The 11,590-nt window shown below is 64.8% G+C and carries 17 protein-coding genes and 1 pseudogene; all 18 read right to left on the reverse strand.

Annotated elements, in window-relative coordinates; all coding sequences use genetic code 11:
* A partial coding sequence (locus AC1P6P_RS16605; RefSeq protein WP_481403560.1) for a U32 family peptidase occupies positions 1-603 on the reverse strand: 603 nt, incomplete at its 3' end.
* Positions 604-1,596 carry a ubiquinone anaerobic biosynthesis protein UbiU gene (gene ubiU / locus AC1P6P_RS16610; protein WP_481403561.1) on the reverse strand — a complete coding sequence of 331 codons (993 nt, stop codon included), beginning with the start codon at positions 1,594-1,596 and terminating at the stop codon, positions 604-606.
* Positions 1,593-2,132 (reverse strand): ubiquinone anaerobic biosynthesis accessory factor UbiT, encoded by a 540-nt coding sequence (gene ubiT, locus AC1P6P_RS16615; protein WP_481403562.1) that lies wholly within the window; start codon positions 2,130-2,132, stop codon positions 1,593-1,595. Before ubiT ends, ubiU begins: the two co-directional genes overlap by 4 nt.
* Before the next feature lie 233 nt (positions 2,133-2,365).
* Positions 2,366-2,542: a hypothetical protein gene (locus tag AC1P6P_RS16620; RefSeq protein WP_481403563.1), complete on the reverse strand. Its 177-nt coding sequence runs from the start codon at positions 2,540-2,542 to the stop codon at positions 2,366-2,368.
* Between the two features lie 194 nt (positions 2,543-2,736).
* The gene (locus tag AC1P6P_RS16625; protein WP_481403564.1) at positions 2,737-3,312 is read right to left on the reverse strand and encodes a hypothetical protein; all 576 of its coding nucleotides are present in this window, start codon (positions 3,310-3,312) and stop codon (positions 2,737-2,739) included.
* A 6-nt stretch (positions 3,313-3,318) separates the two neighbouring features.
* Positions 3,319-5,478 (reverse strand): CDC48 family AAA ATPase, encoded by a 2,160-nt coding sequence (locus AC1P6P_RS16630; RefSeq protein ID WP_481403565.1) that lies wholly within the window; start codon positions 5,476-5,478, stop codon positions 3,319-3,321.
* Complete coding sequence (locus AC1P6P_RS16635; protein ID WP_481403566.1) at positions 5,471-5,764, reverse strand: gas vesicle protein K; 294 nt, start codon at positions 5,762-5,764, stop codon at positions 5,471-5,473. Before AC1P6P_RS16635 ends, AC1P6P_RS16630 begins: the two co-directional genes overlap by 8 nt.
* Complete coding sequence (locus tag AC1P6P_RS16640; RefSeq protein WP_481403567.1) at positions 5,761-6,444, reverse strand: GvpL/GvpF family gas vesicle protein; 684 nt, start codon at positions 6,442-6,444, stop codon at positions 5,761-5,763. Before AC1P6P_RS16640 ends, AC1P6P_RS16635 begins: the two co-directional genes overlap by 4 nt.
* 1 nt (position 6,445) lies before the next feature.
* Positions 6,446-6,658: a gas vesicle protein gene (locus tag AC1P6P_RS16645; protein WP_481403568.1), complete on the reverse strand. Its 213-nt coding sequence runs from the start codon at positions 6,656-6,658 to the stop codon at positions 6,446-6,448.
* 1 nt (position 6,659) lies between these two features.
* Entirely contained in the window at positions 6,660-7,466 is an 807-nt protein-coding gene (locus tag AC1P6P_RS16650) for a GvpL/GvpF family gas vesicle protein (protein ID WP_481403569.1), read from the reverse strand.
* Complete coding sequence (locus AC1P6P_RS16655; RefSeq protein ID WP_481403570.1) at positions 7,453-8,475, reverse strand: GvpL/GvpF family gas vesicle protein; 1,023 nt, start codon at positions 8,473-8,475, stop codon at positions 7,453-7,455. Before AC1P6P_RS16655 ends, AC1P6P_RS16650 begins: the two co-directional genes overlap by 14 nt.
* Complete coding sequence (locus tag AC1P6P_RS16660; protein WP_481403571.1) at positions 8,472-8,792, reverse strand: gas vesicle protein; 321 nt, start codon at positions 8,790-8,792, stop codon at positions 8,472-8,474. Before AC1P6P_RS16660 ends, AC1P6P_RS16655 begins: the two co-directional genes overlap by 4 nt.
* A 25-nt stretch (positions 8,793-8,817) precedes the next feature.
* The gene (gene gvpO / locus AC1P6P_RS16665; protein ID WP_481403572.1) at positions 8,818-9,165 is read right to left on the reverse strand and encodes a gas vesicle protein GvpO; all 348 of its coding nucleotides are present in this window, start codon (positions 9,163-9,165) and stop codon (positions 8,818-8,820) included.
* Positions 9,155-9,403, reverse strand: a complete 249-nt coding sequence (locus tag AC1P6P_RS16670) for a gas vesicle protein GvpG (protein WP_481403573.1) — start codon at positions 9,401-9,403, stop codon at positions 9,155-9,157. Before AC1P6P_RS16670 ends, gvpO begins: the two co-directional genes overlap by 11 nt.
* Positions 9,400-10,233: a GvpL/GvpF family gas vesicle protein gene (locus AC1P6P_RS16675; RefSeq protein WP_481403574.1), complete on the reverse strand. Its 834-nt coding sequence runs from the start codon at positions 10,231-10,233 to the stop codon at positions 9,400-9,402. Before AC1P6P_RS16675 ends, AC1P6P_RS16670 begins: the two co-directional genes overlap by 4 nt.
* Positions 10,230-10,760, reverse strand: coding sequence for an Hsp20/alpha crystallin family protein (locus tag AC1P6P_RS16680; protein ID WP_481403575.1), 531 nt, complete (start codon positions 10,758-10,760; stop codon positions 10,230-10,232). The genes AC1P6P_RS16675 and AC1P6P_RS16680 overlap by 4 nt, the downstream gene beginning before the upstream one ends.
* Before the next feature lie 10 nt (positions 10,761-10,770).
* Positions 10,771-11,070: a hypothetical protein gene (locus tag AC1P6P_RS16685; protein WP_481403576.1), complete on the reverse strand. Its 300-nt coding sequence runs from the start codon at positions 11,068-11,070 to the stop codon at positions 10,771-10,773.
* Positions 11,003-11,590: pseudogene (locus tag AC1P6P_RS16690) on the reverse strand (hypothetical protein); the annotation flags it as partial. The pseudogene AC1P6P_RS16690 and the gene AC1P6P_RS16685, both read right to left, overlap by 68 nt.

Raw genomic sequence — 11,590 nt, forward strand, 5'->3', positions numbered from 1 at the left:
GCAAACGTCCCTGCCATCGCTGTGCGCCTCGCACACGAACTGGCAGGAATCCTTGGCCATGTTGGCCTGACGCGCGGCGTAGCAGCGGGCCGACAGCGCCAGCGGCGGACGACCGAACGCAAACACCTCCACCGCGCTGTTGCCCGTCGCCATCATCCGGATCGACTCGAACGGCAGTTCGGGCGGCAGGCAGATCGTGGCGGCGCCGAGCTTCAGGTGCAGCGCCAGCGTGTCCTCGTTGTAGATGTTGATGAACGGACCGACGACATGCTTGCGCTTGTCGAGCAGATGGACGGTGGCGATGTCATTGGCCTCGATGGTGTAGCCGGCCTGGATCATGTCGCCGATATCGCGGATCTCGCGCTTGTTGGTCGGCAGCGCCAGCGTCGAATAAACCACTTCCTTGCCGCCGCGCTCGAGCCGGTCGACGACGTCGAGGATGACCTCGTCGATGAACGGCTTGCGCTTGGAGCACACCACTTCGCCGATGCAGACGCGATCGACCGGCGCCTCGTCGGCGATACGATTGTAGAAATCGACCCAGCGGGGCTTCGGCCAGTTGTACAGCACCGGCCCCAGCGTCAGGGAAAGTCGTGCCGCCATCTATCGCCAAGCCTTCTTGTAGGCGCCCGTGGTCTCGCGCTGGCCTTCGGTAAGGGCACGCAGCTCGTCGAAATCGGGCTTGCCGCCGGTCGCCATGGTGTCAATCGCCCCGCGGAAGGCGCGCACCACGGTGGAAATATAAGCCCGGCCCCGCTGGCGCCCTTCGATCTTGAAGGCGGTGACGCCGATCTCCGCGAGCCGCGGCAGCAACTCCACCGCATTGAGGCTGACCGGGTCTTCGAACAGATGGCTGACCGCGCCCTGCGCCTCGAAACGGCCTTTGCACAGCGTCGGATAGCCGGCGGGCTCGCCGCGCTCGAACCGCTCCACCGTGAAACCGCCGACGCAGGCGACCAGCGCATCCGATTCCTCGCGATAGCTGACATGGCTCGGCGGCGAACACACGCCGGTCATGTTGGGCGACTTGCCGGTGGCATAGGACGACAGCATGCAGCGCCCTTCCGCCATTACGCATAACCCGCCGAACACGAACACTTCGGCCTCGCACGGCGCCGCCTGGGCGGTGAGACGGGCGATTTCTTCCACCGTCAAAACGCGCGGCAGCACCACCCGGGAGATACCGAAGCGGTCGCGGTAGAAGGCAATGGCTTCCGGCGTCGCCGCTGCCGCCTGGACCGACAGATGCAGGCGCTGCTTGGGATGGGCCTTGCGGGCATAATCGACGAGCCCGACATCGGCGAGGATCAGCGCATCGGCGCCGGCCGCCACCGCATCATCGACACCGCGCTTCCACAGATCGGTCGAACCGGCGCGCATGAAGGTGTTGAGTGCGATCAGAATCCTGGCGCCATGGTCGTGGGTGTAAGCGGCAGCATCGCGCATCTCGGCGCGGTCGAAGTTGAGGCCGGGAAAATTGCGCGCGTTGGTTTCGTCGCGATAGCCGCAATAAACCGAATGGGCGCCGGCATCGACCGCGGTCCTCAGACCGGCCGGGGTGCCCGCAGGGCAGACGAGTTCGAGCGGAGTGGTCATGCGAATGCTCCGCTGTTGGGGCCGGATTCCTCGGGCGCATCGAGCAGGCGGCGCAACTGCACGAACAGCATCCGCGTGCCGCGATTGACCGGGCCTTGCAGGCTCTTGGGCAGGCCGAGCACGGTGGACGGATCAAGCTCGGCATTCTCGATGGCGTTGCGCAGCGCCAGCACCGCCTCGGTATCGCCTTCGATCATCAGATCGCGTGAGAAAAACAGGGCGTCGCCATCGTAGGTGCCGTCGATCATGCCGATCAGCACCACCAGCGGCGCGGCAATGCGGGCATCGCCGTGGGCCAGCGCGCGGCGCACCACCTTCAACTCGGTGCGGCCGTTTTCAGGGCGGATCAGAAAGACGAACGGACAATCGACCGGATCGATCGTGAAGGTGCGCCCGGCATACTCGCCGAGCCGCGTCGCAAACGAGGGCCGCGCCGCCATCGCATTGGACAACAACCGGCGCGCAATCACCTCCAGCGGCAAAAGCGGCAGGAAGCCGGTCGCGTTCGAGAATAAGGGCGGCAAATGTCCACGCATCGTCTAGCTCATTCCCCCCGCCACGGATTCTAGGCACGCCGCCTGCGGTCTCAACCCGCCGGACAGGATTTGGCAGGTTTTGTCGCGGGCTTGCGGCAATTTGGAACGGCTATTACCGGGCGCGCCTGACAATGGTTATCAAGCCCGCGCGCCGCGGCCGTTTCATCCGTATACGGTTACAAGCAACCCGACCGCGCCTGCAACCTGCACGCATTGGCCGGTTGGTCTCGCTCTCAGCGCGCCAGCAGCGTGAAGCCGTGGTCGAGCAGATGCGCCACGGCGTCGGCCTGGACGGCGACCCAGTCGATCGGCTTCGACGCGAACTCAAGGCCCGTCGCCGGCGAAAAAATCTGAACGCCAACCTGCAGCAGGGCCGCGATGGCCAAGCCGATGATCATCGATCGCAGCATCCCGTCCCTCCATACCAATGCAAGTTTGTTTGTACTCTACTTTGTGGCGATTTGCTGGCCAAGGCGATGACGGTTGCGTTACCAAACCTATGAATACGTGCCAATCCTTTGTTTCCCCAGCGGATTGCGTCCGTTTACCAGCCTATCCAAAAGCGCCGGAGCAGGCACCGCATGACTGCAAAGCCGCACACGGGTCAGGGCGATTCCTTCGCCGCGGCATGAAGGAATTCCGACAACGAGCAGACATGAATCGTTCGGGGAAGGCGCTCGACGACTCGATGCAAGGCGCCAAGGAAGAGCAACCCGGTTTCACCGAGCTGAAGGGTGCGGTCGATGCGCAACGCAATGAAGCCGTCGCGCCGCTCCAACAAATCGCGCAGGACGGCCTCGTCCTTCGACCCGGCCATGATCAGTTCGTACTCCTGGCGCAACAGGTCGGGGTCCTCGGTGCCTTCGATCCTGGCGCCGCGGGCTGCCAGCTTGGCGAGAATGCGATAGTTGGCACCGCCCTGCCCGGCGAGATCGGCGACGATCCTGGCCTCGAAGCCGCAGACCGGCAGACCGTCCTGGTAGAGCCGCGGCGGTGGATCGCCGATCGCTATCCGCCCGGTCGCCGCCTCGATGGCGCGCCAGAACCTCGCCAGCGCCGAGCGGCTGTTGTTCCAGGCGGCCTCGCCGCCCTTTTCGAGATAGGCCTGCCGGACCGCACCGCTCGCCGGGCCGAGGTCGGCTTCGGCGTGGACGATCGGAATGTGAACCAGCCGCCGCATGATCCTTCAGCGTTGACCGGCGCTGTCGCGGATCGCCGCCCGAAAATGCGCCATGCCAACGCGCAGCGGCCGATCCGGACGGTCGTCCTTGGTCAGATATTCGCGCACCGCCGCCAGACAGGCATTGCGGCAGACGAGTTCGATATCGGCGCCACTGCTGCCGACCTTGGGATCGGCAGCAAGCGCGCCAAAATCGACATCTTCGCTAAGCGGCCGGCCGCGGCTGTGGACCTTGAAGATCGCCAGCCGCGCTGCTGCATCGGGCCGCGGCAGTTCGAGCAGGAAGTCGAAGCGGCCGGCCCGCAGCAGCGCCGGATCGACAAGGTCCTTGCGGTTGGTCGCCGCCAGCACGGTGACGCCGGTCAATTCCTGAATGCCGTCCATCTCGGTCAGCAGCTGGGCGATGGTGCGGTCGGTTACCGCGCTCGCATCGATGCCGCCGCGCGCCGGCGCAATGCTGTCGATCTCGTCGAGGAACATGATGCAGGGCGACGCCAGCTTGGCCTTGTGGAACAGCTCGCGCACCGCCCGCTCGGTTTCGCCGACCCAGCGGCTCATCAGCGCCGGCCCCTTGACTGAAATGAAATTGGCACCACTCTCGGTCGCCACCGCCTTGGCGAGGAGCGTTTTGCCGACGCCGGGCGGACCGTACAGCATGATGCCCTTGGGCGGCGCGATGCCGGCACGCTTGAACAGCTCGGGATAGCGCACCGGCCATTCGATCGATTCCTTGAGGACGCGCTTGACGTCTTCAAGACCACCGATGTCGTCCCAATGCACGTCGGCGACTTCGGTGAACACTTCGCGGATGGCCGACGGCTCGATCAGCGCCAGTGCTTCCTTGAAATTGGCCATGCCGACCGTCATTTTCTCGAGGTCCTCGACCGCGATTTCATCGAAACCGAGATGGAATCCGGCGAAGGTCTTGCGCAGCCGCGCCATCGCCGCCTCGCGGCAAAGCGATTGCAGATCGGCGCCGACATAACCGTGGGTGACCTGCGCCAGATGCTCGAGGCTGACGTCATCGGCCAGCGGCATGCCGCGCGAATGCACCTGCAGGATCTGTAAACGCCCGGGCTTGTCGGGTACGCCGATGGAAATTTCGCGGTCGAAACGGCCGGGCCGGCGCAGCGCCGGATCGATCGCATCGGGAATGTTGGTGGCGCCGATGACGACGACCTGGCCGCGCCCCTTGAGCCCATCCATCAGGGTCAGAAGCTGCGACACCACCCGCCGCTCGACCTGCTGCTCGCTGCCGAGTGCCGCGCGCTTGGGGGCGATGGCGTCGATCTCGTCGAGGAAGATGATCGCCGGACCGGTGCCCGCCTCATCGAACACCTTGCGCAGATGGGCTTCGCTCTCGCCGTAGAATTTGTGCATGATCTCGGGGCCGGAAACGGCGAAGAACTTGGCGTCGGTCTCGCTGGCGACGGCGCGCGCGATCAGGGTCTTGCCGCAACCGGGCGGCCCGCACAGCAAGACGCCTTTGGGCGCATCGATGCCGAGACGCTCGAACACCTCGGGATGGCGCAGCGGCAGTTCGATCATCTCGCGGATCGAGCCGAGTTCGCGCTGCAAGCCGCCGACATCTTCATAGGCAATGCGCTGCTGCGGACGCGCGCCCTCGGCCTGCTGCCCTGTCACCTCGATCGTGGTGGAAGGATGAATCGCCACCGCGCCCTGCGGCACCGTTTTCAGCACCGTGAAATCGCGGGTGCGCGTTCCCATCAAGGTGGCGCGAATGCGATCGCCTTCGGTGATGACGAGCCCTTCCAGGAGGCGGGCGACGTAATCCTCGCGGCCCTTGCTGCGACCGCTGCTGTCGGACGGCGCCAGCTTCACCCGGACGGCCGGCGCATACGCCGCCGCCTCCAGCCGCACCCGACCGCCCAGGGCGATTTTGGCGTTGTCACGCGTCAAGCCGTCGATCTGCACGATGGCCTTGCCGCGATCGTCGGGAAACGCCGGCATCACTTTGGCGACGGTCTCGCGCTCGCCGATGATGCGGACGACATCGCCCGCACCGATACCGAGCTCGGTCATGTCGGCGGGATCGAGACGGGCCACGCCGCGGCCGACATCCTTGGGCAGAGCCTCGGCGACCTTGCGCACGATCTCGTATCTGTCGCTGTCGGGTCGGTGTGCGGCCGCGTTCTTGTCATCCATGGCATGCCTCGTTGGCCAGGTCGCGGAAACCGCCCAGCTTGAGAACCATATCGTCGTCGGTAAGCTTGAAATGCGATTTGAGGTCCGCCATGCGCTCGTCGAGCGCCATCAGCGCCAGGCCGAGACGTTCGACTTCGTCCTCGCTGAGCAGGCCGGAATCGACGCGCCGGATCGCCTGTTTCTCGACCAGCTGGCGCAAGGTATCGACCACGATCAGCACCAGCTTGACGAGATCATCGCCGGTCCGTTCGGGATCGGGAACCGCGCGGAATGCCACGGCGGTCATGGCGGCGCCTCGGTCACGAAGGAATAAGGCGGCCAAGGTCCGGTCATCGACGCCTGGTATTGTGGATGACTGGCGGCGAAGTTTTCCAGTGCCGCCGTGAAATGCGCGATGCGGTTGCGCCCGATCAGGCAGGACACGCGATAGCCCGAAATCGCCGCCGGCGTGCAATCGACGCCATCGACGACCGGCGCCAGACCTTGCCGCAGCAGGCACGCCAGACGGGTCGCCTCGCTGGCGCGCGCCTTCTCGCGGCGATGGAGCTGCAGACGGCGCTGCAGATAGGCCGTGCCGCGGCCGTCGCTGACGCGCAGCGGCATCGGCTGATCGATGACATCGCTCGCATCGGCGATCAGCAACGCCATCTCGACCTTGCCGTGCAATCGTGCCAAATCGGCAAGAATATCGGCGGCACGCTGGGTCAGCAGCTGCCACAATGCCTCGACATCGGCGCTGAACGTGCCAAAGCGCATCGGCAGCACGGTGTGCGCCACCATCAGCCGCTCCAAAACCCGCTCGTGGCAGCGCACGTTTTGCGCATTTGCCGAAACGCCGCTGGGCGACATACTCACGGCCGCCGCAAATTCCCCACACGACACCGCTATGACATCGGCAGCATCGAGCCCTTCGCCCGGAAGGACGGCAAATTTGGCCGCATCAACGACGCCATAGACATAAAGCATCTTAGTTCGCCCTGTGTTCGGAAGGTTTGACCGCGGGGTGCTGGAATTTGGCGACGGTATCGTAGGACGCCACCAAGACCTTCAGGCCGACATAGACGAGATCGACGCCGGCCAGCGATATCATCGCCTCGCCCCACAACACGACGCCCTTATTGAGGGCGCGATCGAGCAGGTCGGCCAGATCGAGTTCGTCGTCGCCCAAGCAAATGCTCATGTCACGCCTCGAGACTGCAATCGGCAAAATTGAACGGCGGCCATGGTCCGGTTACGTCGCAGTGATAGCCGAGCGGTTCGAGCGCTTTCATCACCGCCTCGATCCGCTCGAAAAACGGCGCCTCCTGTGCCTGCATCACCAGATAGGCGCCGTTCCACACCATCTCGTCGCAACGACCGGTGACGGCGGGCGCCTGCAGTTTCATCGCGGCCTCACCGTGCGACAGCTCACGCAAGCAGCGGCGAAGATCCTCAAGGTCGTGCGCCAGGGTGCGGTCGATCTCCCGCTCGCGCATTTGCGCCATGCGGCGGCGCAGGAAAAACGCCTTGCCCTGCGGTGCACCCGACAATTCCTTTTCGGCCGCCGAAAGCGCCGGCGAGACGGCGCCGATGCCGCCGCCCAGCACGTCGCGATCGCAGAAAATCTTCACGCCCCATTCGCGGCTGCCATCGAGCCGCTGCAACGCTTCCACCAGAAATCCGCGATGCGCCGCGATCGCGCTTCGAATGCCGCCGTCGTCGCAGAACACGGTTCCGAACCGCAGCGGCAACACCGTCTGCCGTCCGACGACCGCCTGCAGTACGCCATGATGGGCCAAGACCGCGGCCTTGGCGGTATCGGGATCACGCATTTCCACATCGAGGCCGGCAGCCAGCTCACTCGCCAGTGCGCCAATACCGCCTTCGGCTACGATGCGAACCGCCGCACCGCCGATACCAGCCGGCGAATCCGCCACGCCATCGCCGCGGACCAGCCCGTAGACGTAGACATGCGGTTGAATGCTGGCGCCAAGCTCAGGCAGCGGCATCGTAAGCGGGCTCCTGACGTTTGGCGGCGACGACGATGGTGCGATGGGCCTCGCTGTGCACGGCGCCGGCACAGAGCGATAAAACGCGATAGGCCTCGGACAATTGCTCGAGACTGGGACCGGTGGCGTTGGGGCCCGTCAGATCGGGATGCACCCCTTTGACGGCGCGATGATAGGCTTGGCGCAGATCGGCCGGGCTGGCACCGGGAGCGACCGCCAGCAGGTGCATCGCATCATCCAAGGCGGTGGGCGCAATCATCTCCATTTCGATGGTGGCAAAGCAGCACGGTGCCAGCGGACCTATCAGGCGGAACGAAATCCGCCCACCATGGGTGGCGTCGAGTTCTTCCAGCAGTTCATCGAGGGCGTCGAGATCCGCCGTCGGCACCAGCAGCGCCACCTGCAATACGATGCGATCGTCCGTCGGCGGATAAGCGATGGCATCGCCGGCAAGCGTGCGCAGCGACCCGAGCAGCGAATTGGCGAGACCCGTCCGCCGCGCCTCCAAGGCCTGCTTGACGCGGTCGCCGATGGCGAGGCGCAATGCCTCGTCGGGCCGCTCCATCCATTGCCGCTTGAGGGCGACGATGACGTCCTCCTTGGCGATTTCCGACAAGATCGCCGCGGCGTCCCATTTGGCGACGACTTCCATCTGGACGCAGCCTGCCACCCGGTCGAAAGCGGCCGCGATCTCGGGACCGCCGCTCACCAGCATGGCATGGACATCGTCCTCCTCCGCCACCTGCGTGCCAAATCGCACCGGCAGCACGGGAGACACCGCCAGGATGCGCTCGACCAGGCGCTGATGCGCCAACAGCAGGGGCATCAAGACTTCTCGACCCTGCCCCGCCGTTTCGACCGCGTGACCGACAACCGCCGCAAACGGCTTCTCGCCGATCATCCGCATCCGGACCGATGCAACGATCGCTTCCACCGCCTCGAAAATCCCCGGTTCCATTGGCACGATGGCATAGACCGAAAGCGGCGTGCGGCTGTCGGATGCGGTCATGGACGGTGCTCCGCGACGGGAGGATTGGCGATCAGGGATTCGAGGCGGTCGAGCCGCTCCTGGAGCCGGCGGTTCTCCTCCGCTGTCACCTTCGCCTGGGTCGAGAGATAGGGATCGCTCTCCCACCAGTTGATGCCCATTTCGATCGCCTTATCGACGGAGGCGATCAGCAGGCGCAGACGGATATTGAGCAGCTCGACGCCGACCAGCGAAATCGTGATATCGCCGGCGATTACGACGCCCTTGTCGAGAATCCGGTCGAGGATGTCGGCCAGTGCCGTGCCTTCGACCGAATGTTCCAACCGTCCTACGGCCATGCCCAAACTCCCACGGCTTGCGGCACTACAGATGGTCGCCGACCTGCCCGCGCAAATAGCGATCGCCGCGATGGTAGTTGATGATGTCGCCGGCCTCGTCGAGCGCGACCTCGTAATTCGCCAGAATATCGGTCGAGGCCGGGATGCGATGGAGTTCGACCACCACGATCGACAGCTGCCAATGATCGCCGATCTTTTCCAACCCGGCGATGCTGTCGACCTGGCAACCGGTCAGCGCCGCCAGTTCGTCGCGCGCCCACGCCGCAATCGCCGCCGCGGCGGGATGACTGTGCTGCACGGCAGCGCTCTCATCCTGTCCCGCAAACACGGGCCCGGAGGCTGTCGGCTCCGGATGGTTCACGTCAGTCGTCATTTTTTGCCTCCCGGATTTGTTTCAACCGCTCCAACAGTTCGGCCTCGCGCGCTTCGTATTCGTCGATGCCGATCTTGCCCATGTCGAGATCGATCTCGAGTTCGGCAAGCGCGCCCGTGATCTTGCCTTCGTCCCAGCGCTCGGCATCCACTTGCTGTGCCACGGTGCGCGCAAGCCAGAGAACGCCATCGATCGGCCCCATGACGGGTAATGAAGCGAGACGGCCGAGGATCGTCATGCCCCGTCCTCCCAGCTGACGACGATGCTGACAAAATTGTAGGGCGGCACCGGCCCGACATATTTGAACATCAGCCGATCGCCGAATTCGGCGTCGAGACGCTTCACCGCCTCGTCCATGGCGGCGCCGTTGGCCCGGTCGATCAGGAACGCGGCGTTCAGCACCATGCGGTCGCTGATGACCTTGTTCGACTTGGTCTTGTGCGAGAACGGCCTGAGCCGCGACAGGATCGCCTCTTCGTCGCGCGCACGGATGGCGTTCAACGCCTTCTCGACCTCCTCCCCGAGCGCGATGCGTTCGTAATAGGTCTCCTCGGGCGTGCGCCCCTGCAGCGAGGCGCGCAACTTGCGCACCTTGTCGTTGTCGCGCACGACCTCCTCGAAGGCAACTCCGTCATGCCAGAACGCCTTCAGTCCCAGTTCGATCCGGCCGCGCATTTCCTCGAGCAGCGCCACGAACTCGTCGTAGCGCGTCGCCAACAGCCGCTCGACGATTGCCGCATCGCCACTGGCGATGGTGCCGAAGCGGACCGGCAGAATGTCGTACTCGGTCATGATCTCTTCGAGCACGACCGTGTGCGCCATCATGTTGCGGCGGCTGCTGTCGTACTCCATCACAGGCGAAGCGGAGACCGCCGCCGCCAGCCGGCGATACGGCACGGTGCGCACCACATCGCCGCGTTCGCCGATGCCGCGCGCCTTGAACTCGCGCGCTTCGGGACAGGTCAGGATCGCGTAGAGATAGCAGCCCTCGGCCGTATCGGTGTCCTTGGCCTTGCGGTCGGCGGGATAGCGCTGCGCGACCCTGGCGGCGAGCGGAGGAGCGTTCATTTTTTCGCCTTCTTCCGCATCCGAATCTCGAGCACACCGTTGTTGTAGGTGCGGGTCAGGCTGGCGGCATCGACTTCGACCGGCAGCATGATTTCCTTGGCGTAGCTGCGTTCGCCCTTCGATTCGATCGTCAGCATGTCGCCCTTGATCTCGACGGCGATCTCGCTCTCCTTGGCGCCGGGAAGTTCGGCCGTCACCACGACGTCGTCCTTCTCGTCGAAGACGTCGGCCAAAGGTTCGCGCACTTCGTCGACGACGAAGCCTTCGCGGCTGGGATGAACATTGCCGAAGCGTTCCACCGTCGCCGCAGCATCGCCGCCGATGCCGGTGCGGATGGTGAAACCGTAGACGCCGCGCGCTTTGTCGCCGAGGCCCTTGACGTTGAACTCGCCCTGGCCGGAATGGGCGCCGCCGCTCTCCGCCAATTTGCTCAGCAGCCCGACCGCCTCGCCGAGGCTGCCGAACAGGCCGCCGATGTCGAATTCAGGTTTGCCGTGATGTCCGCTGCCTTTACCGCGACCCGTCATGATGTCCTCCTCAATATCCAAGCTGGATGGTTCGATTGCGCACCGGTGCGTGCTCACGCGTTTCCGCAAGTCCGGCGGCGTGGCCGCTGGCATGGCCGCTGCGACTTGCGCTTTTCTCGGTCGGCGTCGCGTCGAGCAGCGGCCGCAACACGTCGATTTCCTCGCGCACCTTGACGAGCTTCTGGTCGGTCGCCTTCAGCCGCACGTCCCAGAGGCTGCGTTCGCGTTCGAGCCGGGCACGTTCATTCTCGAGCCGCGCAAACCGGTTCGCGACCTGATGGCGCTCCTTCGATTTGGCGTCGCGCACCAAGGTCTGCAGCGTTACCAGGCTCGCCATCGTCCGCGGCGCCTTGCGTTTGGTCAGGTTCATGTTTCTCCTCCCGCAACGCGTTCGTCCGGCCCGCCACGCGGCGTCCGGGACAGTGGCGTTCGATCAGACTGAGCAGCATTTTGTAGCGTTCGGCCCGGCCGCCGCGCGTTTTGCCGCTGAGCGCCGTCTTGGAGCCTAGAATGTCGATGCAGACCTGCACGAACTGGCTGTCGTCGATCGCGGGCCGCAGCTTTTCCTGCGCCATGATGCGGCAGATCATCACCGAGGCGCGCAGCGTCGGCGTCTGCTCGTACTCGCCGGTCTCGCGAAACTCGCGCACCACATCGACCACAGGCGCGACACGGGCAGCAGGAAGACCGCAGCGGGCCGCGGCAATGGCGATTTCGAGATCGCGATCGGCATAGCCGACATCGATGGTGATGATGCGATCGCCAAGCGCATCCTGAGCGTCGTGGACGCCGGCATATTCCTGCGGATTGGACGTGAAAATCACGCGGAA

The organism is Rhizomicrobium sp. (assembly GCF_056722145.1).